The sequence below is a fragment of the Rhizobium sp. SRDI943 genome (assembly GCF_057653695.1).
In genome coordinates, this window is record NZ_JBYGKN010000005.1 from 267,816 (window position 1) to 294,391 (window position 26,576).

The 26,576-nt window shown below is 59.8% G+C and carries 26 protein-coding genes and 2 pseudogenes; 21 read left to right on the forward strand and 7 right to left on the reverse strand.

Translation table 11 applies throughout. The features are described 5' to 3' along the window. Positions 1-156: 156 nt before the first annotated feature. From AC245Y_RS36290 to AC245Y_RS36315, 6 genes are all read left to right on the forward strand, one after another. Positions 157-1,107: a sugar phosphate isomerase/epimerase family protein gene (locus AC245Y_RS36290; protein WP_003555443.1), complete on the forward strand. Its 951-nt coding sequence runs from the start codon at positions 157-159 to the stop codon at positions 1,105-1,107. Positions 1,108-1,165: 58 nt separating this feature from the next. Further along, positions 1,166-2,398 (forward strand): ABC transporter substrate-binding protein, encoded by a 1,233-nt coding sequence (locus AC245Y_RS36295; RefSeq protein WP_003555442.1) that lies wholly within the window; start codon positions 1,166-1,168, stop codon positions 2,396-2,398. 102 nt (positions 2,399-2,500) lie between these two features. Continuing rightward, positions 2,501-3,388 carry a carbohydrate ABC transporter permease gene (locus AC245Y_RS36300; RefSeq protein ID WP_003555441.1) on the forward strand — a complete coding sequence of 296 codons (888 nt, stop codon included), beginning with the start codon at positions 2,501-2,503 and terminating at the stop codon, positions 3,386-3,388. After that, positions 3,388-4,272, forward strand: coding sequence for a carbohydrate ABC transporter permease (locus AC245Y_RS36305; protein ID WP_003555439.1), 885 nt, complete (start codon positions 3,388-3,390; stop codon positions 4,270-4,272). The genes AC245Y_RS36300 and AC245Y_RS36305 overlap by 1 nt, the downstream gene beginning before the upstream one ends. A 7-nt stretch (positions 4,273-4,279) precedes the next feature. After that, positions 4,280-5,362: an ABC transporter ATP-binding protein gene (locus tag AC245Y_RS36310; protein WP_017997580.1), complete on the forward strand. Its 1,083-nt coding sequence runs from the start codon at positions 4,280-4,282 to the stop codon at positions 5,360-5,362. An 83-nt stretch (positions 5,363-5,445) separates the two neighbouring features. Further along, positions 5,446-7,098 carry a GMC oxidoreductase gene (locus AC245Y_RS36315; protein ID WP_003555437.1) on the forward strand — a complete coding sequence of 551 codons (1,653 nt, stop codon included), beginning with the start codon at positions 5,446-5,448 and terminating at the stop codon, positions 7,096-7,098. 30 nt (positions 7,099-7,128) lie between these two features. On the opposite strand, the gene AC245Y_RS36320 is transcribed toward AC245Y_RS36315, so the two are convergent. After that, on the reverse strand, positions 7,129-8,049 hold the full coding sequence (locus tag AC245Y_RS36320; protein ID WP_020487185.1) for an NAD(P)/FAD-dependent oxidoreductase: 921 nt from the start codon (positions 8,047-8,049) through the stop codon (positions 7,129-7,131). Between the two features lie 322 nt (positions 8,050-8,371). On the opposite strand from AC245Y_RS36320, the gene AC245Y_RS36325 reads away from it, so the two are divergent. From AC245Y_RS36325 to AC245Y_RS36365, 9 genes are all read left to right on the forward strand, one after another. After that, on the forward strand, positions 8,372-8,761 hold the full coding sequence (locus AC245Y_RS36325; protein WP_003555167.1) for a nuclear transport factor 2 family protein: 390 nt from the start codon (positions 8,372-8,374) through the stop codon (positions 8,759-8,761). Positions 8,762-8,833: 72 nt separating this feature from the next. Then, the gene (locus AC245Y_RS36330) at positions 8,834-9,685 is read left to right on the forward strand and encodes a helix-turn-helix domain-containing protein (protein ID WP_017997578.1); all 852 of its coding nucleotides are present in this window, start codon (positions 8,834-8,836) and stop codon (positions 9,683-9,685) included. Positions 9,686-9,795: 110 nt separating this feature from the next. Further along, entirely contained in the window at positions 9,796-10,710 is a 915-nt protein-coding gene (gene ppk2 / locus AC245Y_RS36335) for a polyphosphate kinase 2 (RefSeq protein ID WP_003555172.1), read from the forward strand. A 146-nt stretch (positions 10,711-10,856) separates the two neighbouring features. Then, positions 10,857-12,746: an alpha/beta hydrolase family protein gene (locus AC245Y_RS36340; RefSeq protein WP_026157753.1), complete on the forward strand. Its 1,890-nt coding sequence runs from the start codon at positions 10,857-10,859 to the stop codon at positions 12,744-12,746. 96 nt (positions 12,747-12,842) lie between these two features. Further along, entirely contained in the window at positions 12,843-13,478 is a 636-nt protein-coding gene (locus AC245Y_RS36345; protein WP_003555178.1) for a hypothetical protein, read from the forward strand. Then, the gene (locus AC245Y_RS36350; RefSeq protein ID WP_003555180.1) at positions 13,475-13,666 is read left to right on the forward strand and encodes a hypothetical protein; all 192 of its coding nucleotides are present in this window, start codon (positions 13,475-13,477) and stop codon (positions 13,664-13,666) included. Before AC245Y_RS36345 ends, AC245Y_RS36350 begins: the two co-directional genes overlap by 4 nt. Positions 13,667-13,874: 208 nt before the next feature. Further along, positions 13,875-14,117, forward strand: coding sequence for a hypothetical protein (locus AC245Y_RS36355; RefSeq protein ID WP_003555182.1), 243 nt, complete (start codon positions 13,875-13,877; stop codon positions 14,115-14,117). Between the two features lie 134 nt (positions 14,118-14,251). Beyond that, positions 14,252-15,415 (forward strand): beta-barrel domain-containing protein, encoded by a 1,164-nt coding sequence (locus AC245Y_RS36360; RefSeq protein ID WP_012760625.1) that lies wholly within the window; start codon positions 14,252-14,254, stop codon positions 15,413-15,415. Positions 15,416-15,478: 63 nt separating this feature from the next. Then, complete coding sequence (locus tag AC245Y_RS36365; protein WP_487762893.1) at positions 15,479-17,584, forward strand: peptidase domain-containing ABC transporter; 2,106 nt, start codon at positions 15,479-15,481, stop codon at positions 17,582-17,584. A 34-nt stretch (positions 17,585-17,618) separates the two neighbouring features. Here AC245Y_RS36365 and AC245Y_RS36370 read toward each other — a convergent pair whose 3' ends face one another. Further along, positions 17,619-18,494, reverse strand: a complete 876-nt coding sequence (locus AC245Y_RS36370) for an aldo/keto reductase family oxidoreductase (protein ID WP_012760623.1) — start codon at positions 18,492-18,494, stop codon at positions 17,619-17,621. Between the two features lie 99 nt (positions 18,495-18,593). On the opposite strand from AC245Y_RS36370, the gene AC245Y_RS36375 reads away from it, so the two are divergent. Then, positions 18,594-19,505: a LysR family transcriptional regulator gene (locus AC245Y_RS36375; RefSeq protein WP_003555190.1), complete on the forward strand. Its 912-nt coding sequence runs from the start codon at positions 18,594-18,596 to the stop codon at positions 19,503-19,505. 42 nt (positions 19,506-19,547) lie between these two features. Here the strand turns inward: AC245Y_RS36375 and AC245Y_RS36380 are convergent. Further along, positions 19,548-19,709, reverse strand: a pseudogene (locus AC245Y_RS36380) (pyridoxamine 5'-phosphate oxidase family protein); the annotation flags it as partial. Positions 19,710-19,925: 216 nt separating this feature from the next. Between AC245Y_RS36380 and AC245Y_RS36385 the strand changes: the two are divergent. Both AC245Y_RS36385 and AC245Y_RS36390 read left to right on the forward strand, forming a co-directional pair. After that, positions 19,926-20,543 carry a type IV toxin-antitoxin system AbiEi family antitoxin domain-containing protein gene (locus tag AC245Y_RS36385; RefSeq protein ID WP_003555192.1) on the forward strand — a complete coding sequence of 206 codons (618 nt, stop codon included), beginning with the start codon at positions 19,926-19,928 and terminating at the stop codon, positions 20,541-20,543. Next, positions 20,536-21,406: pseudogene (locus tag AC245Y_RS36390) on the forward strand (nucleotidyl transferase AbiEii/AbiGii toxin family protein). Before AC245Y_RS36385 ends, AC245Y_RS36390 begins: the two are co-directional and overlap by 8 nt. A gap of 223 nt (positions 21,407-21,629) precedes the next feature. Here the strand turns inward: AC245Y_RS36390 and AC245Y_RS36395 are convergent. The 4 genes from AC245Y_RS36395 to AC245Y_RS36410 form a co-directional block, all read right to left on the reverse strand. Then, the gene (locus AC245Y_RS36395; RefSeq protein WP_003555195.1) at positions 21,630-22,109 is read right to left on the reverse strand and encodes a pyridoxamine 5'-phosphate oxidase family protein; all 480 of its coding nucleotides are present in this window, start codon (positions 22,107-22,109) and stop codon (positions 21,630-21,632) included. A gap of 107 nt (positions 22,110-22,216) precedes the next feature. After that, complete coding sequence (locus AC245Y_RS36400) at positions 22,217-22,411, reverse strand: hypothetical protein (RefSeq protein ID WP_003555197.1); 195 nt, start codon at positions 22,409-22,411, stop codon at positions 22,217-22,219. Positions 22,412-22,471: 60 nt separating this feature from the next. Further along, positions 22,472-22,708: a 30S ribosomal protein S21 gene (rpsU, locus tag AC245Y_RS36405; protein ID WP_012760619.1), complete on the reverse strand. Its 237-nt coding sequence runs from the start codon at positions 22,706-22,708 to the stop codon at positions 22,472-22,474. 38 nt (positions 22,709-22,746) lie between these two features. Next, the gene (locus AC245Y_RS36410) at positions 22,747-22,899 is read right to left on the reverse strand and encodes a hypothetical protein (protein ID WP_164902321.1); all 153 of its coding nucleotides are present in this window, start codon (positions 22,897-22,899) and stop codon (positions 22,747-22,749) included. Between the two features lie 460 nt (positions 22,900-23,359). On the opposite strand from AC245Y_RS36410, the gene rapA2 reads away from it, so the two are divergent. From rapA2 to AC245Y_RS36425, 3 genes are all read left to right on the forward strand, one after another. Beyond that, positions 23,360-24,073, forward strand: a complete 714-nt coding sequence (gene rapA2, locus AC245Y_RS36415) for a calcium-binding lectin RapA2 (RefSeq protein WP_003555201.1) — start codon at positions 23,360-23,362, stop codon at positions 24,071-24,073. Between the two features lie 195 nt (positions 24,074-24,268). Beyond that, the gene (locus AC245Y_RS36420) at positions 24,269-24,457 is read left to right on the forward strand and encodes a hypothetical protein (protein ID WP_003555203.1); all 189 of its coding nucleotides are present in this window, start codon (positions 24,269-24,271) and stop codon (positions 24,455-24,457) included. A gap of 584 nt (positions 24,458-25,041) precedes the next feature. Next, positions 25,042-26,538: a DUF4153 domain-containing protein gene (locus AC245Y_RS36425; RefSeq protein ID WP_026157752.1), complete on the forward strand. Its 1,497-nt coding sequence runs from the start codon at positions 25,042-25,044 to the stop codon at positions 26,536-26,538. Positions 26,539-26,576: the final 38 nt, after the last annotated feature.

A 26,576-nucleotide genomic window follows, 5' to 3' on the forward strand; every position in this document is an offset into this window, starting at 1 on the left:
TTTGCCAAAAATCGCTTGCTTAAAAAACCGGCTTGGCTATTATCTAGCCATGGCAAACGATTGCCATTTCTTAATGCTTTGAAAACCCATGATTTATTGGATGCGGAACGGCACTTCCGCACGCTGGTAGGTCATGCCTCGAGAAATGGACAAATTATGGCTACTGACAGGCTGCGCTTCGGTGTCGATCTCGTGACATTCTTTCATCCCGGCTTCTGGGGCGTCGACAGCCATGAGGCGATCGTCGGCTACGCCCGCGCCGAGCCCCGTGCCTTCTGGGACAAGATACTCGACAGCGTCCAGGCCTCCGGCGTTGCCGGTGTCGAGCTGACGTTCTCTCCCTTCAACTGGCAGGACGCCATCAAGACCTATGGTTCCGTCGACGCCTTTGCAGCCGAACTGGCAAGACGCGGCCTGACGCTCTGCAGTGGCTTCTTCGCGGAACTGGAGGCGGCCGGCGATTTCGCTGAGCCCGAGGCCCAGCGCGCGCTGATCGACAAGGCGGAACGATATGCCGACTTCCTGAAAGCCTGCGGCAGCGACATCATGGTGATCGGCGCGCCGCTGCGCCAGACGCTCGGCGCCCAGCCGGTGCAATTCTACGATTTCGACCGCGCCAAAGTGATTGCCGATTTTCTGAACCGGCTTGGTGCGACCCTCTATGCCAGGGGCGTGCGGCTGGCGCTGCACACCGAGGCGCACTCGATCTTTGCCGCCGCGCGCGACGTCGATCTGATGATGCTTTTGACCGACCCGGCCTACGTGCACATGTGCCCGGACACGGCCCATATCATCGTTGCCGGCTCCGATCCCATCCAACTCGTCGATCGCCATCACGAGCGCATGATCATCGCTCACTGGAAGGATGCGATCGGCCCGATGCCCGCCGATACGCCGATCGACAAGCACATCCATGAACGCCACCAGCCCTATTTCTGCAGCTTCGGCCTCGGACGGGTCGACTGGCCATCCTGGATCCGGCTGCTGCGCGACCGGGCCTATGAAGGCTGGGCGATCCTCGAACTCGATGCCGCGCCCGATCCCGTCCGCGACATCGCCAACGGGCTCACGCTCGTCCGGCAGGCGCTCCTGCCGATCTATCGCTGACAGTCATCCCTAAGACAACGAACGCCCCGCAAAGAGGGCATTTTCAAGAGGTGGAACAATGAAGACCATGATGAAGCTTTTTCTTGCCGGCGTGGCATTCGCCGGTCTCTTCGCCTCGGCCCATGCCGAGGACAAGCCAACGATCGAGATCATGTCGTCCTGGACGTCGGGCGGCGAAGCTGCCGCCCTCAACGTCATCAAGACCGAGTTCGAAAAGCGCGGCGGCGTCTGGAAGGATTCCTCGATCGCCGGCTTCGGTGCGGCCGATGCCGCCTTCCAAAACCGGATCGTCGCCGGTGATGCGCCCGGCGCCAAGCAGGGCGTCATCGGTCTCGCTGCCGCCGATTTCATCAACCAGGGCCTGTTCAATCCGATCGACGACGTGGCGGCCGCCGGCAAATGGGCTGACGCCCTGCCGAAATCGATCCATGATCTCATCACCTATGACGGCAAGGTCTACCTTGCGCCGACCGGCGCCCATGGTGAAAGCTGGCTCTTCTATTCCAAGGAAGCCTTCGAGAAGGCCGGTATTTCGCAAGAGCCCAAGACCTGGGACGAGCTCTTTGCCGATCTCGACAAGCTGAAGGCTGCCGGCATGGTTCCGGTCGCCTGGGGTGGCCAGCCCTGGCAGCAAACCAAGGTCTTCAACATGATCCTGCTTTCGCAGGTCGGGATCGACGGCTTCCTGAAGATCTATGTCGATAAGGACAAGAGCCCGGCATCCGTCGAAGGCGTGAAGAAGACCCTCGAAATCCTCGGCAAGCTGCGTGGTTATGTCGATGCCGGTGCCGCCGGCCGCAACTGGAACGACGCGACCGCCATGCTGATCACCGCCAAGGCCGGCGTGCAGTTCATGGGCGATTGGGCCAAGGGCGAATTCACCGTTGCCGGCAAGGAGCCGGGCAAGGATTATGGCTGCATGATCGTGCCGGAATCGAAGGGCATGGTTTATATCGCCGACTCCCTCTGGTTCCCCAAGACCGGCAAGGCCGAGACCGACAAGGCGCAGAAACTTCTCGCCGAAGTCGTCATGGATCCGGCCGTCCAGGTCGAATTCGCCCTCAAGAAGGGTTCGGTTCCGATGCGCGCCGACGTCGACAAGTCGAAGCTGGACGTCTGCGCCCAGAAGGGTGTCGAGCTGATGGCAGCCGGTGCGATCGTGCCGGACCAGGCGATCGTGCTGACGCCCCAGCAGGTTGGCGCGCTCGATGACTTCGTCGACGAATACTGGAGCGGCGGCTCGGACGATACGGCCTCCACAGCTGGGAATTTCTTCGCCATCTTCGAGTAGGATAGTAGCCCGTGGCGTCGACCTGATGTCGGCGCCACGGCTGCCAGCCGCCGCCTCGCGCGACGGCGCGCCCTGCTTTCCACTCCGTCAACGAGCTGGCCGATGTCCATCAAACGCAAGCCCAATCTTTCCGCGACCATCGCGCTTTTGCCGACATGGTTCGTCGCGGTCGTGGTCTTTATCGGCACCATGGCCTGGTCGATCCGCCTGTCCTTCACCAATTCGACGCTTTTTCCATCCTCGACCTATGTCGGCTTGGCGCAGTATTCGAAGCTCTTCTCTTCCGCCAAGTGGCTGGCCTCGCTGCAAAACGTGTTGATCTTCGGCGTGCTATACGTCGCAGGCTGTTTGCTGCTGGGCTTCCTGCTGGCTGCGGCGCTGGACCGCAAGATCCGCTTCGAAAGCGCCTTCAGGACCATATTCCTCTATCCCTACGCCATGTCCTTCGTGGTGACCGGGCTGATCTGGCAATGGATGCTCAATCCGACGCTCGGCATCCAGGCGAGCGTGCGTTCGCTCGGCTGGGAAAGCTTCGTCCTCGACTGGGTGGTCAATCGCGACATGGCGATCTATGCGCTGGTGCTTGCCGGCGTATGGCAGGGCGCGGGGCTCGTCATGGTCATTGCGCTCGCCGGCATGCGCGGCATCGAAGGCGAGCAATGGAAGGCGGCGCGGATCGACGGTATCCCTGTCTGGCGGATCTATGTCTCGATCATCCTGCCCCAGCTCGGGCCGGCGCTGGCCGCGGCCGGCATGCTGCTCGCCATGGGCGTGATCAAGACCTATGACATCGTCGTTGCCATGACCAATGGCGGCCCCGGCAATGCGACGGAGGTGCCGGCGAAATTCATCATGGACAATCTGTTCGGGCGCCAGAACCTCGGCCTCGCCACAGCCGGCGCGACGGTGCTTGTCCTCGGCGTGATCATCGCAGTCGCCCCGTTCCGCTACATCATGCACATGCGTGACAAAGCCAAGGGAGCCGCGTGATGGCACGTCTTCATCCGAACGGCCCGAAGCCGGCACAGATCACCGCCGGGCGCATCGGCCTCTATGCCTTCCTTGTCGTCGCAGCGCTTTTCTTCCTTTTGCCGCTCTACACCATGGTCGTTACCTCGCTGAAATCGATGCCCGAAATCCGGCTCGGCCAGATCTTTGCCCTGCCGGCGACGCTCGATTTTTCTGCCTGGGCAACCGCCTGGTCGGGGGCCTGCATGGGAACCGTCTGCGTCGGCATTCGCAGCGGCTTCTGGAATTCGGTGGCGATCACCCTCCCCTCGGTCGCGCTCTCGGTCTTCATCGGCGCCGTCAACGGCTATGCGCTGTCGCTCTGGCGGCCGCGCGGGGCAAACCTGCTCTTCGGCCTGCTGATGGCCGGCGGCCTCATCCCCTACCAGATCTTCCTCTATCCGATGGTCCGGGCGATGGCGAATATCGACCTTTATAATTCGCTGGCTGGCATCATTCTCGTGCATGTCATCTTCGGTCTGCCGCTGGTGACGCTTCTTTTCCGCAACTATTTCCTCAGCGTGCCGGAGGAGCTCTGCAAGGCGGCGCGCGTCGACGGCGCGGGCTTCTGGCGCATCTTTTTCGAGATCATGCTGCCGATTGCCGTGCCGATGGTCGTGGTGGTCTCCATGCTGCAGTTCACCGGCATCTGGAACGACTTCCTGCTCGGTCTCGTCTTTGCCGGCCGCGACAACCTGCCGATGACCGTGCAACTCAACAATATCGTCAACACCACGATGGGCGAGCGGACCTACAACGTGAACATGGCGGCGACGATCCTCACTGCCATCGTTCCGCTCGCCATCTATTTCCTGTCCGGCCGCTGGTTCGTGCGCGGCATCGCGGCCGGCGCAGTCAAGGGGTAACACTTCCATGCAATCTGCCGTCTCCGTCAAGGACCTGAAGATCGCCTACGGCGACCATACGGTGATCGAGAAGATGTCGATCGACATCGCGTCGCGAGAGTTCCTGGTGCTGCTCGGCCCTTCCGGCTGCGGCAAGTCCACGCTTTTAAACGCCATTGCCGGTCTCCAGGACATCACATCAGGCGAGGTCTGGATCTCGGGCAGGAACGTCAGCTGGGAGGAGCCGAAGGACCGCGGCATCGGCATGGTCTTCCAGTCCTACGCGCTCTATCCGCGTATGTCGGTCCGCAAGAACCTCTCCTTCGGGCTTCGCGTCGCCGGCCTGCCGAAGGCCGAAATCGAGGCCCGTGTTTCCCGCACCGCCGCCCTTCTCCAACTCGACAAGCTGCTCGACCGGCGTCCGGCCGAGCTTTCCGGCGGCCAGCGCCAGCGCGTCGCCATCGGCCGGGCGCTGGTGCGTGAAGTCGATGTCTTCCTGTTCGACGAACCACTGTCGAACCTCGATGCCAAGCTGCGCAACGAATTGCGCGTCGAGATCAAGAAGCTGCACCAGCGCCTCGGCAATACGATGATCTATGTCACCCACGACCAAGTCGAGGCCCTGACGCTGGCCGACCGGATCGCCATCATGCGCGACGGCGTCATCCAGCAACTCGCCTCGCCGGCCGAGATCTACCGCCGCCCGGCCAATCTCTTCGTTGCCGGCTTCATCGGCGCTCCGGCGATGAATTTCATCGAGGGCCGGATCGAGCCCGGCAACGGCGCGCCGCTCTTCCGGAGCAAGGAGTTCACTGTCGATCTCTCCGGTTATTCCTTCCGAGCGGAGGCAGCGGAAGGGCCTGCTACTCTCGGCTTTCGCCCGGAACACCTTGTGCTCGATGGCGCCACGAGCGGCCTGCCAACCATTCCGCGGCGCGTTTCCGTCGTCGAGCCGATGGGTTCGGACGCCGTCGTCTGGTTCGACTGGGCGGACCAGAGCCTATCGCTCCGGCTGATGGGCGATGTCACGCTTGAGCCTGGCGATACCGTGGCTCCCGGGCTCGATATCGCCAAGGCGTCCCTCTTCGGCACTGACGGATCGCGGCTGTGACGCGCCACCCCTTTGTTTCCCCGCAATTCCTGGCGCTTTTCGTGCCGTTTTGAGGATTGCTCAAGGACAGGATTAGAAAAGACATGTCTGAGATCGTCTATGATGCGCTGGTGATCGGTTCCGGCGCGGCGGGTTCATTCGCGGTAAAGGAACTGACGGCACAGGGATTGTCGGTGCTGCTGCTCGAGGCCGGCCCCGCCGTCGGACCGAAGGATTTCGATCCCGTCCGCAAGAAGGCGCCGGCAAGCAGCATCAATATCTGGGAGCGTGCGCGGGCCACTCTCAAGGGCCAGCCGATCCAGGCGCGCGCGGCGTTTTTCACCGAGCGCTTCAGCCACTTCTTCGTCAACGACCGCAAGAACCCCTATACGACGCCGAAGGGCGAACCCTTCCTCTGGATCCGCGGCCGCCAGGGCGGCGGGCGCCTCCACAGTTTCGGCCGGGTGCTGCTGCGCTGGACCGACGACGATTTCAAGATCCGCTCACGTGCCGGAAAGGGCGTGGACTGGCCGGTCTCCTATGATGAGTTGGCGCCTTTCTACGACGAGGTCGAGGCCTATCTCGGGCTCTATGGCAACAAGGACAACGTGGCCACGCTACCGGATGGCATCTATGCGAAGCCGGCAAGCCTGACGCCCGCCGAACAGATCTTCAAGCAGGCGGTCGAAAACCGCTGGCCGGAGAGGCACGTCGTCTCCTGGCGCTACATCGCGCCTGACGCCGACCGGATGCCGCGACCGCTGCGAGATGCAAAGGCGACCGGTGAGCTGACCATCCGCTACGACGCCGTCGTTCGCCGCATCACCACGGACGAGAAGACCGGCCGCGCTACCGGCGCCGAATATATCGATCGCAACACCGGTGCGGTATCGACGGTTCGCGCCGCGATGGTGGTGCTTTCGGCCTCGCCGATAGAGAGCGTGCGGCTGCTCTTGAATTCGGCGTCGGCGAAACATCCTGATGGGCTCGGCAACAGTTCGGGTGCTCTCGGCCGCTATTTCATGGACCAGCTTCCATGCCTCGCCTTCGGCTCCTTCTCCAAGGCAAAGGGTTGGGCGCCCGACGAGTCCGCGCCGACCGACCCGTTCTATAATCCGTCGGGCGGGATCTTCATTCCCCGCTTCGGCGAGAGCGACGCGGCCCGCGGCGATTTCGACTACCAGGGAAGCGTCGGCCGCGCGCCGGTCTCCGTGGACACGGATGCACGTCTCGCCTTCTTCGGCTTCGGCCGCATGCTGCCCTATGCCGACAATCGCATCACGCTCGATGTCAGGCGTAGGGATGCCTGGAACATTCCCGTGCCGCATATCCGCTGCGTCATGCAGGAGGAGGAGCAGGCGCTGCTCAGAAGGCAGGAAGAAACGCTGATCGCATTGATCAAGGAGGTCGGCGGCGACCTCGAATTCATCGGCTCGCCGACCGGCCTCAAGGAGATGGGCAAGGGCGCATTTCCCGAAGCCGATGTCTTCAGCCGCTTCATGTTCCGCAAATGGTTTCGCAAGACCATGTGCATGGGAGCGGCAATCCATGAGACGGGCGGCGCGCGCATGGGCGAAACCCGTGAGGCTTCGGTTCTCAACCCCTATAATCAGCTCTGGGATGCCCCGAACCTCATCGTCACCGACGCCAGCGCCTTCCCCGGCAGCGGCATCGCCGGCACCACGCTCACCGTCATGGTCCTGACGATCCGCGCCTGCCGGAATCTTGTCGACCAGTACCGGACAGGACGGCTGTAGGCGCCCGCAACGGCTGAACTGCTAGATCGTTCACGCCGCTTTGGTGTTTCGGCGCTCGGCAAGGATCTGTTCGAGGAGGTACATCGTCACCACGGGACCGACAGCTGTGCCTGCCGCAGATGCATGCGCAAGATGAGCGACCGCGTTATCCGCATTGCCAACGGCAAACACGCCCGACCTGTTGGTCCGGCCATCCTTGTCGGTCCTGGCGAGACCGATCTCATCGACCTCGCAGAGGGATGCGGCGAGGCCCGATGCAGCCCGAATCTCCGCCGCGATCCATGTCGCATCGCAGGCGATTTCCCCGCCGCCGCTCGCCGTCGAAACGCCAACAAGCTTGCCGTCTCGATGGACGAGCCCGGTGATTTCGTCCGGAATGATCTTGATATCGAGAAGCCGCAAGCGTTCCGCGTCGGCTTCATTGAACCTGTGCCGTGAGACGATAGTGACATCACGCGACCACATCCAGACCCAGGACGCCATATGCGCCAGGCGTTCCGGCAATCCGAACACCACGAAACGCTTGCCTCGAACTTCATAGCCGTCAAAACAGGGGCAGACACGCACGTCACGCCCCCACGCTTCCGGCAAGCCTGACAGTGGTGGAAGGTCGTCTATCACTCCCGTTGCCAAGACGATCGTGCGTGCTGCGACTCTGGATCCCCTGGCTTCGACCCAGAACAATCCGTCCTCACGAGGCACGATGGAATGGACGTGCTCGGATCTGATGTCCGCACCGTAACGGACGGCTTCCGCACGCGCTTGCGCCATGAACGCTGCTGTCGGCATGCCGTCGAAGCCCAGATGCTCCCGCACCTCTTCAACGCTGAAAATGCGCGATTTACCGCCGTCGAATACAAGCGTCGATCGGCCGGCTCTTCCCAAAAAAAGGGCGGCGCTGAGCCCCGCGGCCCCGCCGCCGACCACCACCGTATCGACTACATCATTCATAACCTTGGCCTTCGATACCCGTGTGATTTCCATGACACTGACACGATTGGTAACATATCCCGTTATTCGACACAACAAAAGTTACGAATAGCGCTTTGTGCAGAATGAAAGGTCCGGATGTGCGTTCTTTGCCGAGAATTTGAAGGACGACGCATTCTCGCCCCGTTGATTACACCTGATGTAATTGAGGGCATTCCCTGTCCCGCGATATTAGTGAACGGCCTTCCTGCAGGAGGAACAATCCTGTCAACAGAAGCGGCCGACAACCGATGTCGATGGCTCAACTGCCGTCACCCGTACAAAGCGGCCGAGGAGAACGACGATGACGACCATGAATTTTACCAAACGAGAACCCCCTGAATGGCTGTTGGCCTTCTGGAAGGAGATCGATGACAAGACCTTTGGCGGAGGCTTCGACTGCCTGGCGCAGGATGCGACCTGCAATCTGGGCGTCGCCGACTGGAAGGGGCGAGACACCATTCGTGAGAACCTGCGCGCCTTCATCGACACGGGTTTCTCAGCGCTTCACGACGTCGCGGAATATTGGGACGGCGGCTCGCTGAAAATCTTTCGCGGGACTGTCACAATGACGCCCGACGACGAGGCTCAACCGGTTGTCAAACCGGTGATGACGCACTTCTTCTATATGGATGAACGAGAGCCGGCCAAGGTCGGCCGCTGGTACGGATCGGTTGGCCCGGTTGCTTTCTGATCGATATCGCAGCTGGCGGGAGCGTTATTGCCCCCGCCGGCCATTAGCCGCACGGACGGAGATCGCCATAAGATGAGCTCGACGCACAGTCCTTCAAGCGCAGTATCGAACGAGCTTGGCATCCAGTTGCGCGCCTGGCGCGACACGCGCGGCAAGAGCCAACTGGATCTCTCACTCGATACCGGCATATCGCAGCGTCAGATCAGCTTCATCGAAAGTGGCCGAAGCACGCCCGGCCGCCACAATCTGCTGCATCTCGCCGACGCCCTTGATGTGCCGTTGCGAGAGCGCAATACGTTATTGCTCGCCGCCGGTTACGCCCCGATTTACGCCGAAGGCGGTATCGACGATGTTGAAATGAAAGGCGTCACGGACGCGTTAAGGCGCATGCTTGTTCAGCACGAGCCGTTTCCGGCAGTTGTCATGGATCGGTATTGGAACGTCGTCATGACGAACGACGCGACGCAGGGCTTCTTCAATAACTTCCTTGACATGGCGGCACGGGAAAAACCGCGCAATCTGCTGCATCTGATGTTCGATCCGGCCGGTTTGCGGCCCTTCATCCCAAACTGGGAGGAAACCGCAAAAAGTCTGATGGCGCGGGTATTCAGAGAGTCCGTGGGCCGCGTCATTGACATGCACACGAAGGCGCTGATCGATGCGCTCCTCGCCTATCCGGATGTGGACAGTGCCTGGAAGGTCTCGACGACAGCGGACAGCACACCCGTCATCCCCTTGTCCTTCGTCAAGGACGGGCAGGTTCTGAGCTTCTTCTCGCTGGTGACCACGGTTGGCACTGCGCAGACGATAACGACCCAGGAATTGAGGATCGAGTGCATGTTCCCGTTGGATGATGCCACGGAGGTGGAATACGCCAAGCTGATGAAGCAGGCTGCCGCGCGTTGGCGCCAGACCGGGAAGTGAGACATCGCCGTCAAGGCCGTGGCGTAGGACAATCCAGCTTTCCGTACCTGAACCGTCACACAAACTTCGCAGTGCCATGCTCCTGTCAAAAAAAGCAGGAAGGAAAGCCCATGTCTCAGACACCTCAGGACCAACTCAGCCGTATAAAGGCCGAAATCGCCGACAGCTTCGATGAAGAGCTGGAAATGCAGATGGAGGAAGACCGGCTCGACGATCTGGTCGCCGAAGGAATGTCGGAACCGGCAGAGCAGACGCTCGAACGAAAGATCTACTTCCGGGAACTTTTCCGTCTGCAGCACGAACTGGTGCGGCTGCAGGATTGGGTTCAGCACAAGAAGCTGAAGGTGGTTGTGCTTTTCGAAGGCCGGGATTCGGCCGGAAAGGGAGGCGCGATAAAGCGCGTGACCCAGCGGCTCAATCCGCGCGTCTGCCGGACGGTCGCGCTGCCCGCTCCTACAGAGCGGGAACGCCATCAATGGTATTTTCAGCGTTATGTCCCGCATCTTCCGACCGCTGGCGAAATGGTCCTCTTCGACCGAAGCTGGTACAATCGCGCCGGTGTCGAGCGCGTGATGGGTTTCTGCACCGACGAAGAACTCGAGGAGTTCTTCCGCTCGGTGCCTGAATTCGAGCGGATGCTGGTCCGTTCTGGTATCGTGTTGATCAAATACTGGTTTTCGATCACCGACGAGGAGCAGGAATTTCGCTTCAAGATGCGTATCCACGATCCGCTGAAGCAATGGAAGCTCTCACCGATGGATATGGAAAGCCGGGTCCATTGGGAGGAATACACCAAAGCCAAGGAAGAGATGCTGGCGCGGACACACACGGAGGATGCACCTTGGTGGGTGGTGCAGGCGGTAGACAAGAAACGGGCGCGTTTGAATTGCATCGCCCATCTTCTCGAGCAGATCCCTTACGAGGATGTTCCAAAACCCGAGATCCAGTTGCCGGACCGCATCCGTCACGCCGATTACAACAGGGCGCCGGTTCCGCCTGAAATGCTCGTGCCGGAGCGCTATTGAAAGCATGGCATTCGCCGCGCCCTGATCTTCAGGGGGCGGCTCTCGCGGCGTGCTGCCTCTGGACCATTCCCCGCCCGACACTAGGTTCCGCTTTAAGAGTGAGGTTCCGTCGACCGTGCCTCAGAGTGGACGAGTGAGGGAAATGCTTGCTTTCCAGTAGCCGATTTTACGCCGATAGACGTGCCACGTGGGGATACGAACCAAGTTTCGACGGCGCCCTCATCGCATGGTGGGGCTCCAAACGCGGCGCTCGCGCCGTCTTCGTCGGAGAATTTTCCGGCGGACAACTCAACATCATCGCCACGTTCAAAGGTGCCCTTTCCCACTTTGGCTGGCGGCAATACGCTGACCTTTTGGTTCTCACCGAGAAAGACCGTCTGTGGGAAGTAGATCCCAGGCGACCCGGGGCACGCACCGACGTTACTCCACGAGATTTCCAAACGTGGCAGGTGATCGTCGACCCTCGACACGCCGCAGACAACCAATTCCTGGTTTCCTACGATCGCAGCCCCGCTGTCGCCGATCTCTATGCAACCAGTGCGGATGGACGCGACAAGCGGCTCTTGGAACAAAACAACGGCTCGACCGAAAGCTGGTTGTTGAATGAGGCGCAGGTTCCATGCATTCGCGTCGAGCTGACTGCCTCGGGAATGAGGCGATACCTTCACCGAATTAACGCCGACAAGCCGTGGCGAGAGATGGCGGCACTCGAGCCGGATGACACGCTGGTCATCTGGCGTACGGACAGGTCAGGCAATGCCTTCGAGGCGCTTTCCAACCGTCAGCGGGACAAGATCGCGTTAGTTTCGCTGGACCCGGTTACCGGTAGAGAAACCGTGCTGGTCGAGGACGGCGATGTCGATGTTTCAGACGCGCTGCGCTTCACGCCCAGCGAACCGGCTGACGTCGCCGTCATTCGCGACGGCTATCCACGATATATCGCCCTTTCGGAAAGAGGAACGATCTTCACTGAGCTGGTTCTGGATCGCAACGGGCATGCCGACGTCGAAATCTCAGGTTCTTCCAAGGCTGGTGCGCTGCTCACGGTCGCGATCTCCTATGATGAACGACCCTACCAGCACTATCTGTTAAACTTGGCGGATAAGAGCAAGACGCTGCTTTCCGCGCCGGCGGAAAAGCGCAAGTCGGCATTTTCGGCAGTTACGAAGCCTGTCTACTTCACGGCCGGAGATGGTGAGGAGATACCAGCATTGTTGACGCTTCCGGCTGGCTCACCTCATCCTGTGCCGACCGTCGTAATGGCTCACGGCGGCCCGGCGCGCCACGACAGCTGGGGTTACAACATCGAGAAGAGCTTTCTCGCAAGCCGCGGATACGCGACCTTGTCAGTCAACTATCGCGGCTCGACCGGCTTCGGGAAGAGGTACCAATCTCTGGGCTATCGGCAGTTTGGGCGAAAGATGCAGGACGATATCGCCGATGCCGGGCGATGGCTGCTCGCCCAAGGCATCGCGGCTGAAGGCAAGCTTGCGGTCGCCGGCGAAAGCTACGGAGGTTTCATGGCCGCGCTGGCAATGGCCGACGACAAGCTCTTTTCCGCGGCAATCATCGACTACGCAATCCTGGATCTGCCCTACCAGATGCAGAACAACCCGGTCGGCTGGGGGTTGTTCCTCGGCCAGGTCATCCGCTACTTCGGCAATCCTGATGATCCCGGCGATCTCACGCAGATGCAGGAATTCTCGCCGCTCCACAATGCAAAGAAATTGCGCGGATCGTTTCTGCTCACCGCCGGAATGGAAGATCCGGTCGTCGGTTGCCAACAGACGAAAGCCTTCGAGAAGGCGTTGCGCGAGACGGGTCGCGATGTCACGGCGCTATACTTCGATCGGGAGGGCCATGGCTATGCCGGCTGGCAAACCAAACTGGTGCGCGCCCGCGAAATCGAGCTATTTCTCAGCCGCAAACTCGGCGGCAAGGCAAAAAAAATCGATCCGCTGGCCTTCTTGTCAAAGCACTGGATTCAGGGGCGTTTCGGCAATGGCGCGCGAAATATGCTCGCTCGCCGAGTATAAACCGCGAGAACAAAGCCTTGATACTCTCCCTGATTGCTCTAACCTCCCCTTGGCGCGCCGGATATGGCGGGTTTTGGCTTTACCTCGGAGGCACCTATGGTTGACGTTCAGAGTGTTAATGCAGATACCAGCGGATATTACATCCATCCCCTTGAAGATTTTGAAATCGACGCCGTGAACGGTGCCGGCTCATGGGTCGGCCATGTCGATCGTGGGCTGATAGGCGGAACATACGCAGCCGGCGGCACTTTTGCGACCACCGGAAGTCTGGGCAAAGCCGGGATTGCCGGCACTGCAGGGTTCGCAGCAGGGGCGTCGGGCAGCATATATAATGGCGGCCTCTCCGGCGGCGGCAATAGCAGCGGTCGTGTCATCTGCACGCATTTCTTCCGACGCGGCATGCTTGACCGCGATCTTTGGCGGGCGGATCTGGAATTCACCTATCAGTCTCTGTCGCAAACGACGGTTCGTGGATATCAATATTGGGCGATCCCCTATGTCCACCTGATGCGCCGAAGCCCGCTCGCGGAAAAAATCATGTATCCTCTCGCCAGAGCGCGGGCTCTGGAGATTGCCTACCAGGCCGGGCGCCGTCCGAAGGGCTCGCTTGGCGGCAAGGTGGTGCGCCTTATCGGCGAGCCGCTATGCTTCCTGATCGGCAGCGTGGTGAAGCAGAAGGACTGGGCTCCGCTTTGGGTGGAGAAGACCGAGGCGACAGGAGGTCAATCATGACAGCCTTCTCAAAATTGATCGTGCAGGAAGTTGCGTTATCGGCGGTCTTGGCGGCAGGCGCCGTCATCGGCATTCCCAAGCTGACCGACCCGAATGCCGCTGCCAATTATCCGCTGGCGATCGGGGTTTTCCTGGCAATGGTCGCGACCTTTGTCGCCTACGAGCTTTTCGTCAAGAAATCATCCTGATGTTATCGTCTGGCTTGAAAGGCCTGTGACGTTTTCAACGGCCGGGAGGCGTAAATCTCCCGGCCGTTATGATTGAATCCTATATTTAATCCTGTTCCGGTCTTCAAAAGTCATCGTCTGCAGGTTGACGCTTTCTTGATGCTACCTAATTTTCCCGTGCACGTAGTGTTTTCGACTACCTTCCCGAAACAAGCAAATGGTGAGTTAAGTGCAGGGTATCAAAGAACTTTCCAGCGCCGAGATGGAACACGTATCCGGCGGTGGCGTCAGCTCCGGTGTTCGGGGCGCAATCGACGGGGCAGCCGCACTCGCAGGTGGTGGCGCTCTCGGGTACGCCGCGGCGATCGGCGCGGGCGTGGGCATTTCCGCCTTCGGCGTCGGAGCGCTTGCGGTCGGTGGCGCTGCCCTTGGCGTCTACGGTGTCTACAGACTGGCGAGAGCCTTTGCCTAAGCTTTAAAACATGGGGCTCCGCCGCAATGGCGGGGCACCCTTCCTTCCCCTAACGACCATATCTGATCTCAATGAGCCTGTTTCGCCGAGAAGCCCTCGAACGGCAGTCCCAGCGTTTAACGGGAACGGTGTCGATGGCGGTACCAATGGGGTGGCACGTCACCGGCTATCTGATGGCCGGCATCCTCATCGTCGTTCTGATCTTTCTTTCCATCGCAAGCTATTCCCGCATTGTCACCGCAACCGGCATTATCCAGCCGGACAAGGGCGTGGCGGTCGTCATGCCCTCGCGCCCGGGCGTCATCATGAAGATGATGGTCGCAGACGGCGATCAAGTCGAAGAAGGCCAGGAACTGGTTGCCGTGCGCTCCGAGGACTACCTGGTCAGCGGTGAATCAGCCTCCGAAAAAGTCGCCGAAATGCTCGACCGGCAGAATGCGAGCATCAGCGAGCAGCTGGCGGAAGTCAAAAATGATGAAATTGCCCAAACGGCGCAATTTAGCGCCCAGATATCCGGCTACCAGACGCAGATCGACAAGCTTCAAAGCCAGATCGCCTTGCAAAAGGAACTGATCACCTCGATCGAGAAAGATGTCGAGCGCATTCGCGGCCTGGTCGACAAGGGTATCGTTCCACGACGAGACGTGACTTTGAGAGAAGATTCGCTCACCGAGCGGCGCCAGCAAATGGCGGTGCTGGAAAGCACGTTGACGGAACGGCGGTCGGATCTCTCCGATGCCGAACGAATGCTCGATCAGGTCAAGGCGCGCTCAAACGAGAAGGTCGCAGCACTCCAGTCGCAGCGTGAGGATATCAATCGCGGCCTCGCCACCAATGAACAGTCCCGTGCCTATGTGATCAGATCGCCGATCGGCGGTACGGTTTCTGCCCTCACGGCCAAGATCGGCGAGCCGCTGAACACGCAGCAGGCGCTCATGAGCGTCGTTCCGCTGAATGCAACATTGCATGCGCAACTGGACGTGCCCAACGCCGCCGTCGGTTTTGTCGAGGTCGGGCAGGAGGTACGGCTGGCGATCGATACCTTCCCTTACCAGAGCTTCGGGACGATCGCAGGTCGCGTCAAGAGCCTGTCGAAAAGCCCGATCAACCGTGGCAGCGGCGCGAGCACCAACCTGAACTATCTCGTGACGGTCGACCTTGAGCGACAGAGCATCACGGCCTTCGGAAAGCAGCAGGCGCTGTTTCCAGGCATGACCTTGTCCGCCCGGATTGCGACCGCGCGCCAATCTCTACTGGAATGGCTGTTCGAGCCGTTGTTCGCCCTTCAACGACGATAGGACCTGCGATTGTCTTCCAAAGCACTTCAGGCCGGGTTCTTTTCAAATTCACGAATTCGTCTCATTCGTCAGAATGAGGTCAGCGAATGCGGTCTGGCCTGTCTGGCAATGATGGCGAGCTTTTACGGGCACGACGTTGATCTGGCGACGATGCGCCGACGTTTCACCCCGTCATTTCGGGGAGCCCCGCTGTCGAGCCTGATCAAGATCGCAGACCAGGTCGGCCTCCTGCCTCGCGCCGTCAAGCTGCCGCTGGAAGAGCTGCCCAATCTCGCATTGCCGGCGATCCTCCACTGGAACATGAACCATTATGTCGTCATCGAGCGGGTTTCGGGTGACAAGGCGCTGATCCACGATCCGGCTGGTCGCAGTGAATGGCTTCAAATGTCTGAGGTATCGGACCACTTTACCGGCGTTGCGCTGGAGTTGAGGCCAAACGAAGCATTCGAGAAGAAAACGGAGCGTACGGTGTTGCGCTGGTCGCAGCTCTGGACGCGGATCAACGGGCTCGGAAGCTCGTTCCTTCAGGTCATCGTCCTCAGCGTCGTGCTCCAGATCTACGTGCTTGCCCTGCCCTACTACCTGCAGGTCGGCATAGACAACGCGCTGCCGGCGCTCGACCACGATCTGCTTGCGGTGCTTGCGCTTGGTTTCGGGCTCTTCACCGCCTTCAATACCAGCGCGAGTTTCCTTCGCTCCTTCGTGATCCTGGCGGCGGGCTCCGCGTTAGGTTTCGGCATCGCCTCGAATATCGCCAGGAAACTGTTCCGGCTGCCGCTCGACTGGTTCCAGAAGCGGGAGGTCGGCGACATCCTGTCCCGCTTCCAGTCGGTGACGCCGATACAGAAGATGCTGACGGAAGGCGTTGCGGGAACGCTGGTGGATGGACTGCTTGCGCTGACGACTCTGGCAATCATGTTCTTCTACAGTGCCAAGCTCGCAATGATCGCCTTGACCGCCTTCTTTCTCTATTTCGTCGTTCGCCTGATATCCTTCTCGTTCGAACGCCGCGCGCAGGAAGGCAGTATCATCGCCCACGGCAAGGAGCAGACAGCCCTTATCGAAACGATACGCGGCATCCAGACCTTTCGTCTCTACAATAGTGAAACGATGCGGCATGCCATGTGGCAGACGTTGTTGACGGATGCCGTCAACGCCAACATCCGCTCCTCGCGCATAGGCATCTGGCAAACGACCGGCAATGCCTTGTTGTTCGGCCTGGAGAATGTCGTCACCATCTATCTGGCAATCGGCTTCATCATGAATGGCGGCTTCAGCGTCGGCATGGTTTTCGCCTACCTCGCCTATAAAGGTCAGTTCCTCGAAAAGGCCGGCAATCTCGTCGATCAGGGCATGGCGTTCTTGATGTTGCGGCTGCATCTGGAACGCTTGGCCGATATCGCCCTGGAGGAGGATGACAGAAGCTTTGCCGCCGGTTCCATGGCCGTCACGGAATTAAAAGGACGCATGGAGCTCAAAAGCGTTTCCTACCGCTATTCCCCGACCGACCCCTTCGTTCTCCAGGAGATCGACCTTTCCGTCGAAGCCGGCGAACATGTGGCCATCACCGGGCCGTCAGGCATGGGTAAATCGACACTCCTGAAGGTGATGCTCGGGCTGCTGTTGCCTCAATCCGGCGAGGTGGCCGTTGACGGTCTCCCCCTCCAGCAGTTCGGTCACAAGAGCTTTCGGGATCAGATCGCAGCCGTCCTGCAGGACGACAATCTCTTCGCCGGGTCGATAGCGGACAATATCACGCTGTTTGCCGAGCAGGCCGATCCCGCAGCCATCGCCGATGCCGCACGCGCTTCGGCAATCCACGACGAGATCATGAAAATGCCGATGCAATATGAAACCCTCGTCGGCGACATGGGATCGAGCCTCTCCGGCGGCCAGAAGCAGCGCGTGCTGCTGGCGCGCGCGCTTTATCGAAAGCCGAAAATGCTTTTCCTGGATGAAGGCACGTCTCAAATGGACGCCGCCAACGAGGCGCGCGTCAATCATTCCATACGCTCACTCGGCATTACTCGCATCGTCGTCGCTCACCGGCAGGAAACTATCGCTGCCGCCGACAGGGTTCTTTACATGGACGGCGAGGGCCTGCGACCTCTCGCTCCACCAACGGAAGTCATCAGCCTGCAACTGGGCGAAAGCCTGAGCACGCGTTAAGAGCGTGACGTCGCGCCTGCGCTTTCGGAGTGCCTCAGGCGGCGCTGCCAGCAACGCCGTCCAACTGCTTGAGAGCCCCATCCGGCAGCACGAGCCCGGCGGCGGCGAGGTTTTCTCTGAGATGGCCGACGGACGAAGTGCCGGGGATCAGCAGGATGTTTTTCGCCCGATGCAGCAGCCAGGCGAGCGCCACCTGCATCGGCGTGGCATTGAGCCCTGCGGCGACATCAGACAGAGTGGAAGACTGCAGCGGGCTGAAGCCGCCGAGCGGAAAGAATGGTACATAGGCAATGCCGTGGTACGCCAGATCGTCGATCAGGGCATCGTCGGCCCGATGCGCCAGATTGTACTGGTTCTGCACGCAGACAATCTCGGTGATCCCACGCCCTTCGGTAATCTGCTTGGATGTGACGTTGCTCAGCCCGACGTGACGCACCAGGCCCTGCCGCTGCAGATCGGCGAGCACCGTTAGCGGCGCTTCGATCGACCCTTCGGCCGGACCGTGCACGTCGAACATGATCCTGAGGTTGACGATATCAAGCACATCGAGGCCGAGATTGCGGAGGTTGTCGTGCACTGCCTCCGTCAGCTCTTCGCGCGAGAAGGCCGGAATCCACGATCCATCCGCGCCGCGCCGGGCGCCGATCTTGGTGACGATGACGAGATCGTCGCGATAGGGGTGCAGTGCTTCGCGGATGATCTGGTTGGTGACGTGCGGGCCGTAGAAGTCGCTGGTGTCGATGTGGTTTACCCCGCTCGCGACCGCTTCTCGCAAGACGGCCAAGGCCGCACCATGATCTTTGGGTGGTCCGAACACGCCGGGCCCGGCAAGCTGCATGGCGCCATAGCCGAGCCGCTTCACGCTGCGGCCGCCGAGGTTGAACGTGCCGGACTGATCGATAGTGGACATGAGTGTACTCCTCTCAATAGATGACACCCCCAAGATAAACATTGTCGGGGCGTATGAAAATTGGCTATAATCTGCACGGGCTGTGCGGAGTGGCGAACAGTGAAGACAGATCTGGGCGATCTCAATGCTTTCGTTGCGGTGGCGCGTGCCGGTGGTTTCCGCGAGGGCGCGCGCGTCAGCGGCAGCAGCGCCTCTTTCCTCAGTGAAGCGGTGCGCCGCCTGGAGGGCCAGCTCGGTGTCAGGCTGCTCAACCGCACGACGCGCAGCGTCGTGCCGACCGAAGCGGGCAAGGGCTTGCTGGCGCGGCTCGGCCCTGCTTTGAGCGAGGTGGAAGCTGCCCTCGACGTCGTCAATGGATTTCGCGACAGGCCGGCGGGTGCCTTGCGCCTCAATGTGCCGGTCAGCGCGGCGCGGCTGGTACTGCCCGCCATCGTCCCACCGTTCCTCGCCGCCTATCCCGATATTCGGCTGGAGGTGGTGACCGACGAGAGCTTTGTCGATGTCATCGCGGCAGGCTGCGATGCCGGCATCCGCTATGACGAGCGGCTGGAGCAGGATATGATCGCCATACCGATCGGTCCACGCATCCAGCGCTTTGCCATCGCAGCCTCCCCCGACTACCTGGATCGCCGTGGCCGTCTGCAACACCCGAGCGAACTGCTCGCTCACGCCTGCATATTGGGCCGTTTCGACAGCGGTGCGATGACGGCGCCCTGGGAGTTCGAGCGCGATGGCGAGATCGTGCGGGTCGATCCAACGGGACCGCTGATCGTGCGGGTCGGCGGCGCGACCGACCTGGCCGTCGATGCAGCGATAGCAGGAACAGGGATCGTCTGCCTCTTCGAGGATTGGCTGCGTCCGCATTTCGACAGAGGTGCGCTCGAGCCCATCCTCGAACCTTGGTGGCAGCGATTTTCCGGGCCGTTCCTCTATTATCCCGGACGTCGGCTGGTGCCGGCACCGCTTCGGGCATTCATCGACTTCGTCAAGGCATCAGCCAATCAGACTTGATATTTTTCGGCCAGAGGGAACGTCGTTGAGCGCTTCTATGCGTTAGAGCTTGATCTCGGTATTGTCGCCCATGTCAGGTTTGCTGTTCGAGGCCGCGGCGGCGGCCATCTTGATATAGCTGATGATCGTGCCTGGACTGTCCCAATATTCGGCCGAAGACGGGGTCATCTTGAGGATGCGGATGGAAGGATCGTCGGGATTGTCGCACCTATGGCCACGATTGCTTTCACGTCACTTGGCTAGGTGTCCGTCTCGGCGAGGCTACACCCCTGCTCTCGCCAACCACTGGGTTTGCAGTTCTCATCCAATCGAGACAACTATTCACGGTGAAAGAATTCACGAAGCGATGGCTTTCTCGCCTTTAGGGATCGTGATACAAATCCTAGGACAACAGATCCCATTCTCCGAGCTTTTATATCAATGCCCAGTTCCGACACTCAACGCCAAATCGCCCGGACCGTGCTAACGGAGCGCGGAATAGCACGTTTGAGGGAACTGCGTAATGCAGGTGTGACAGGGGCCACCATGAGCCGAATGGAACGGGATGGCGAGGTGCTGCGGCTTGCCCGCGGTCTCTACCAACTTCCTGATGCGGAGCTTGATGTCAACCACAGTATGGCAGAGGTTGCCAAACGCGCGCCGAAAGCCGTTATCTGCCTCGTTTCGGCCTTGGCATTCCACGGCCTGACGGATCAGCTTCCGAGACAAATCTGGCTTGCCATAGGCCGTAAGGACTGGGCCCCGAAACCGGACGGTCCCGCTATGCGCATCGTACGTTTCACCGAAAGCCTTCTCACCGAAAGCGTCGAAACCCATGTCATCGAAGGCGTTCCCGTGAAGGTCTTTGGAATAGCCAAGACAATCGCCGATTGCTTTCGCTATCGCAACAAGATCGGCCTGTCGATAGCGATGGAGGGGCTGCAGGAGGCACTGCGGCAACGAAGGACTAGTCCTGGCGAAATCGCCAACCAGGCCGAACGCGGTGGCGTCGGATCCGTGATCCGGCCGTACCTCGAGGCGCTGACCGCCAATGGCTAAGGAAATCAGAAACGTCGGCGCCTCGGTGCGAGCCCGCCTGTTGCACCTCGCCAAGGCAAGCGGGCAAAGCTTTGATCTGGTCCTGACGCGTTTCGCTCTTGAACGGTTATTGTTCCGGCTCAGTCAGTCGCCCCACGCCAATCGCTTCGTTCTAAAAGGGGCGATGTTGATAATGAGTTGGTTCGACGACCCGCACCGAGGCACGCGCGACCTCGATCTTTTGGGTTTCGGTGATCCGAGTCCGGACCCGATGCATTTGAGAATTTCGGGAAATTCTGGCGCAAGAGGCCGACGATGGCGTCACGTTCGATCCCGATACGCTGCATGTGGATCGCATTCGCGAGGCGCTGGACTATGGTGGGCTCAGGCTGCGGGTGATCGCTACAATCAGCGGAGCCCGGATCAACCTGACGATCGACATCGGGTTTGGCGATGCGCTTGAGCCTGGAGTGGAGATCCTGGATTATCCTTCCATGCTCGATTTTCCGATGCCGCGGCTCCGGGCCTATGCGCGGGAAACGGTCATTGCCGAGAAGTTTCAGGCCATGGTGATGCTGGGGCGAGTAAACAGCCGCATGAAGGATTTCTACGACATTTGGATCCTCAGCAGGTCTTTCGACTTCAGCGATGATCGGCTGGCGCGTGCAATCGCCGCTACCTTTAAGCGCCGCGAGACATCGATCCCCACCAACCTACCTGACGCCCTAACGGACGCCTTTGGCAAGGACCAGCAAAAGCAGCGGCAATGGCGCGCTTTCATTGAAGGCGTTGCACACAATCCTGGCCATCTGACAGACGTCATCGCGGAGATTGCCGCATTCCTGATGCCGCACGCGGTTGCAGCTGCGAGGCTGGACCAATGATCGGTTTGCTAGCAAGCTCTCTCACACTAACTTCATGCTTTTGGACTCGCGCTGAGTTCTCGCTCGACTGAACCTGCATCACGGGAAGTTTCTCGGGCACCGAGAGCCCATCGATCGCAAGCATGGTCATGACGTGGATGAGCCCACCAGGGTGCCGCCTGTTAACAGCCAATCAGGCTTGATATTTTTCGGCCGAGGGAACGTCGTTGAGCGCTTCTATGCGTTAGAGCTTGACCTCGGCATTGTCGCCCATGTCAGGTTTGCTGTTCGAGACCGCGGCGGCGGCCATCTTGATATAGCTGATGATCGTGCCTGGGCTGTCCCAATATTCGGCCGAAGACGGGGTCATCTTGAGGATGCGGATGGAAGGATCGTCGGGATTGTCCCACCACGCCTTTGCCGGCGTCGCCCATAATTCCCTGATCTTCGCCCGGTCGTTCTGCACCTCGGCCGTCCCCGATACGGAAACATATTTCTGTCCCTTGGTGTCGGCAAAGGCCAGGCACACGTTTGGCCAGCGGGCGATCTCATCGTCCTTGTGACTACTGACATCCGTCAGAAAATAGATCGCATTCTCGAGCTGCGCGGTGTAGGCGGACATCGGGCGGGCTCGCAGATCGTCGCCGCTGCGGGTCGTCAGCATGCAAAACCCGATCTTGTCGATCAATTCCCATACCCGTGTCGCCTCGTCGTTGTTAGCCATCATTATCTCCATCTGAGCAAGAGACGAGGTAACCATCTGCCGAGGTCTATGTTCCCGGTGGCGGGCCTAATGAGCTCATTCCCGAGGCGGTCGAGACACACAGTCGATCAATGGACGCTCGGTGTTTTCATGACCATCGCAAAGTCTTCGGCCACCAGTTCGCTGACGGCGATGAGGATTTCCTCCAGGGAAAAGCCTGATGTCAGGGTGCGTTGGATCAAATCCTGCAAATCCGGCTCCACGACATCGCGGCAATCCTCGATGCGTTCTTCCGAAACGGTGAGGCTATTGAGTTCGTCCATTGTCTATCCTTTCAGGTAATGTAACCACCAAAGCCCGGGAAGGCCGGTGGGATGAGGCCGTTACCGGGCAGCGGCCGTCCGCTTCGGGCCGGGCAGCAGGCCTTCACGCTGCATCTTCTTGCGCGTAGCCTTGCGCTGCCGGCTGATCGCCTGCGCCTTTTCCCTGACGCGCCGTTCGGACGGCTTTTCATAGGCGCGCCTTTCCTTCATTTCACGGAACAGACCTTCGCGCTGCATTTTCTTTTTCAAGACCCTGAGCGCTTGATCGACATTATTGTCTCTGACGAGGACCTGCATTTCGAATTCTCCTTGTTGGATGGTGCTCTGATCGCCGCTCAGCCGAGCTGCTCGGCGATCAGTGCCTGCAATTCGCGGCGGGTGAGAAGGCAGGGAAACGGCTTCCAGTTCCTGGGAGCACTGCGGACAGCCTCGTCATCCTCACGCGGATTCGCCGCCGCAACCACGGTGGCTGTATGTGTGTTGTTCAAAAAGAAATCCTTTGCCAACCTTGGCCGGCGTTATCGATTGTTTGTGGGATTGCCCATCACGCAGCCTTAGGGCGCGCGCCGATGCATAAGCGCCTCAGTCACCAGCCGGCAACGGCTGAGATCTCCGCTTGGATCGGGTACGTCAGCAACATAGGGCTCGGCGAGGACAATTGCAACGCATAGCCCGGATGGCACGGCGCGGGCATCGCCAATCGCCAATCGCCTTCAGATATACTCTGCGCCATTTTATTCAAGTTAGCCGGGTATAGTTTCTGCCGAATTTCCTTCAATTTGGCTTGAATGTGACATTATTTCGCCGGAATGGAAGCAACGGGGAGTTCGGCGTCGAAATTAACCTTCTGTTAAATAGGCCATTGACTTGTAGTATTAATAGGTTGTTAAAGGAGCGGCTCGCTGAGGTCGAAATTGACCCGCCAATAAACAATTTGAGGAGAGTGCAATGGCTTCGCCAATTCATGCAACTGATGATAGTGCAACATTTAAAGAAACCGACGTTATTTCCGGAAATCTGCTTTCCAACGATTCATCCGACAACGGCCATCTCTTCCTGCGCGCCTTCGATGGCGCGAGCGTTGGCGCCAAGGCCGGCAACAGCCAGGTCACCGAGATCCAGGGAGACTACGGCACCTTCTTCGTTAAGCCAGATGGCAGCTACACCTATGTCCTCAGCGACGCTGCCAAGATTGGCTTTGCCAACGGCGAATCGTACCAGGAGAAGGTTTCCTACAAGATTTCCGACGGCAGCGGTCATACCGATGTCGGCCTCTTCACCCTGAACATCCAGGGCGTAACCCAGGTAAAGCCGATTGCTGTCGACGACCACTACAGCTTCAACGAAGGTAGCGCCATCGGCGGCAACGTTCTGGACAACGACATTGCCGGCGACAACGGCAAGCTCTTCCTCCGTCAGTTCGACGGCACGAACGTCAGCGCCAAAAGCGGCCTCGACGCTGTTACCGACATCGTCGGCGACCATGGCATCTTCCACGTCAAGCCGAATGGCGAATTCACCTATACGCTGACGGAAGACCTGGCTGCCGGCCAGAACGTCACGGAAACCGTCCAGTACTACAAGATCTCCGATGGCGAAGGCCACACGGACGCTGGCATTCTGACGCTCAACATCACGGGCACCGACGCGCATCTTGCTTGATCAGTTGCAATAATCAGTGAGACACACCGCCCGCCGCGCAATCGGCGGGCGTCTTCGTATATCCGCTTGTTACGCGCGCGGTAAAGGCGGGGTTCAATCATATTCGGTTGAAGGTCAGCAGATCGGCATAGCTCTTTTTAGCTAGTTCTTATAAATGCCGGCGTGGCGTAGTCTCGATGTTCGGAGGACACGCCGTTGACCGAACACATCGAACCCAGGCAAGTCGAAACAGACGATCTGACCAAAGTCTGGTCGGTGACGGAGTTCTGCGCTCGTCACCGCATAGATGCCGAGGAACAAGCGCTGCTGCTCAAACTCTTCGGGCCGTTCGCGACCGCCTCCGAATTGCTTCACAATGCCAAGCGCGCGCCAAGGTTCAGATAAGGCCTTCTCCATTTCTTCGATATCTTCGCACGTGACCGAGACGGTGGTGCAAGACACCGCCTGATCGGGTGACGCTCTTCATCCTGCCACGGCATTTTCCCTGGCCGTCGGCGAGACCGTCGCCTGCGGCCCATATCTGCGACAGCCGTCCACCCGGCTGGCCGATGCCATTGGCCAGGCTTTGCTGATCGCCGATGGCGAGGACACGCGGTTAGACGGGGATTGCCGATCTTACGGCCATCGGGTCTGCCGCCTTATCTGGTCGGGATCACGCCGCTGGCATCGATAGCGGTTTCCATACGGGATGTGGTTGACAGGGCCACTGCATACCCTGATGGGTCCGAGCGATTTTCCTGAAATGCTGCTTACTCTCTGCACAAAATCTGCAATTCGGCGCGGCATTCTTCCGCCATGAGCAAGGACCCCATCCCGCCCGGCGTCACACCGCCCGCTTTGCCAGATCGCCTCCGCAATGACGGATGGTGGCTGACGGGGGCAGGCTGGCCGCGAGAAGCCGCCTCTAACGCCAGCCCGGTAGACATGCTCATCGTCATCGAAAAGCGGCATCTACGAGAGGAGCACCAATGGACACAACCGACACGCTGACGGAAGCAATGCCCATCCGGCGTGGCACTAGCCGGATTGTCGGCCTGTTTGCGCTGGTGGCGCTGGCTGATTTTCTGATCTTTGGTGAGATGCCCGGCATAAACCTTTTCCTGTTTGCGCTCGCCGTCTGCGCCGGCATTCTACTTTTGGCCGGGAAGATCCGCGCGCCGTCAATCGCTGCTCTCCTGTTTGGTTTTTCGGTTCTGGCATCGGCACCTCTACTGGAAGCCCCCTCACTAACCGGCATCGCCCTTTGCCTCAGCGCGCTGATAGCGGTTGCTCTCGTCGGCGCCAGGCTTATGCCTCGCAATCTGACCGGCCTGCCGCTGGTGTTTCTCCGTTTCACTCTCATCATTCCCTTGCGGCTTGCCGACGATTTTAGGAAATATCTCAAGGCGCCGGCCAAACGTTTCTCCTTCACCGTCGTTTGGCAGGGCGTCGGCCTCTGGATCATGCCGCTCGCTCTCGCCGCAGTCTTCGTGTTCCTCTTTGCAGCGGCGAACCCGCTTATCGAGATCGCGTTGCGCAGTATCCGTTTTGCCGTTCTGTTGCAATTTCTCGACCTGTGGCGGATCGGCTTCTGGATGATGATCGCCGCTGTGATCTGGGCGCTATTGCGGCCGCGCCTGAAGCGTCGCACCGCGAGGTCGCAAGCCGGCAGGGCGTTCGTCATCGTGCCGCCCAGGAATGCACCGCTCGGCCAGGCCTCCCTGCTGCGGTCGCTGTTCCTCTTCAACGCCCTCTTTGCCGTGCAGACACTTCTCGATCTCGTCTATCTCTGGGGCGGCGCAGACCTGCCCGATCACATGAGCCATGCCGAATATGCTCATCGCGGCGCCTATCCGCTGATTGCGACGGCGCTTCTGGCCGCCGGTTTCGTTCTCCTCGCCATGCGTCGCGGCGGCCCCGGCGATCAAAGTTCGCTGATCCGCGGCCTCGTCCACGCCTGGATCGGCCAGAACGTCCTTCTCTGCCTGTCCTCGATGCTGCGGCTTGGACTTTACGTCGAGGCCTATTCGCTGACGGAACTGCGCGTTGCCGCCGGTCTCTGGATGGGCCTCGTCGCTACCGGCCTTGTCTTGATCCTGCTGCGCATTCTGCTCAACCGATCCAACGAGTGGCTGATCGCCGCCAACCTCGCTTCCCTGATTGCCGTGCTCTATATCAGTGCCTTCATTGATCTCCCTGATGTCATCGCCCGCTTCAATGTCGCCCACAGCCAGGAGATCAGCCACGATGGCCCGCCGCTCGATATTTATTATCTCTCCACGCTTGGCCCTTCCGCCATTCCGGCCCTTGATCTCCATATCCGCGCGCTACCGGAATACAGAACCGACAAGATCAGCGAAGCACAGCTTATCCGGGGCTCGCTCGTCTGGAAATTCGAGCATCGCCCCCGCGACTGGCGGAGCTGGAGTTTTCGTTCTTCGCGGCTGGAGGCCTATCTTCTGTCTCCTGCCGCCATTGCAAGATAGTGCGAGAACGATAACAACAGGCACGACATATCAACGCA

Excerpts from the sequence above, each read along its gene's own strand:
- AC245Y_RS36290 (WP_003555443.1), top strand. The coding sequence starts at position 157 with ATGGCTACTGACAGGCTGCGCTTCGGTGTCGATCTCGTGACATTCTTT.
- AC245Y_RS36295 (WP_003555442.1), top strand. The coding sequence starts at position 1,166 with ATGAAGACCATGATGAAGCTTTTTCTTGCCGGCGTGGCATTCGCCGGT.
- AC245Y_RS36300 (WP_003555441.1), top strand. The coding sequence starts at position 2,501 with ATGTCCATCAAACGCAAGCCCAATCTTTCCGCGACCATCGCGCTTTTG.
- AC245Y_RS36305 (WP_003555439.1), top strand. The coding sequence starts at position 3,388 with ATGGCACGTCTTCATCCGAACGGCCCGAAGCCGGCACAGATCACCGCC.
- AC245Y_RS36310 (WP_017997580.1), top strand. The coding sequence starts at position 4,280 with ATGCAATCTGCCGTCTCCGTCAAGGACCTGAAGATCGCCTACGGCGAC.
- AC245Y_RS36315 (WP_003555437.1), top strand. The coding sequence starts at position 5,446 with ATGTCTGAGATCGTCTATGATGCGCTGGTGATCGGTTCCGGCGCGGCG.
- AC245Y_RS36320 (WP_020487185.1), bottom strand. The coding sequence starts at position 8,049 with ATGAATGATGTAGTCGATACGGTGGTGGTCGGCGGCGGGGCCGCGGGG.
- AC245Y_RS36325 (WP_003555167.1), top strand. The coding sequence starts at position 8,372 with ATGACGACCATGAATTTTACCAAACGAGAACCCCCTGAATGGCTGTTG.
- AC245Y_RS36330 (WP_017997578.1), top strand. The coding sequence starts at position 8,834 with ATGAGCTCGACGCACAGTCCTTCAAGCGCAGTATCGAACGAGCTTGGC.
- ppk2 (WP_003555172.1), top strand. The coding sequence starts at position 9,796 with ATGTCTCAGACACCTCAGGACCAACTCAGCCGTATAAAGGCCGAAATC.
- AC245Y_RS36345 (WP_003555178.1), top strand. The coding sequence starts at position 12,843 with ATGGTTGACGTTCAGAGTGTTAATGCAGATACCAGCGGATATTACATC.
- AC245Y_RS36350 (WP_003555180.1), top strand. The coding sequence starts at position 13,475 with ATGACAGCCTTCTCAAAATTGATCGTGCAGGAAGTTGCGTTATCGGCG.
- AC245Y_RS36360 (WP_012760625.1), top strand. The coding sequence starts at position 14,252 with ATGGCGGTACCAATGGGGTGGCACGTCACCGGCTATCTGATGGCCGGC.
- AC245Y_RS36370 (WP_012760623.1), bottom strand. The coding sequence starts at position 18,494 with ATGTCCACTATCGATCAGTCCGGCACGTTCAACCTCGGCGGCCGCAGC.
- AC245Y_RS36385 (WP_003555192.1), top strand. The coding sequence starts at position 19,926 with ATGCCCAGTTCCGACACTCAACGCCAAATCGCCCGGACCGTGCTAACG.
- AC245Y_RS36395 (WP_003555195.1), bottom strand. The coding sequence starts at position 22,109 with ATGGCTAACAACGACGAGGCGACACGGGTATGGGAATTGATCGACAAG.
- AC245Y_RS36400 (WP_003555197.1), bottom strand. The coding sequence starts at position 22,411 with ATGGACGAACTCAATAGCCTCACCGTTTCGGAAGAACGCATCGAGGAT.
- rpsU (WP_012760619.1), bottom strand. The coding sequence starts at position 22,708 with ATGCAGGTCCTCGTCAGAGACAATAATGTCGATCAAGCGCTCAGGGTC.
- rapA2 (WP_003555201.1), top strand. The coding sequence starts at position 23,360 with ATGGCTTCGCCAATTCATGCAACTGATGATAGTGCAACATTTAAAGAA.
- AC245Y_RS36425 (WP_026157752.1), top strand. The coding sequence starts at position 25,042 with ATGGACACAACCGACACGCTGACGGAAGCAATGCCCATCCGGCGTGGC.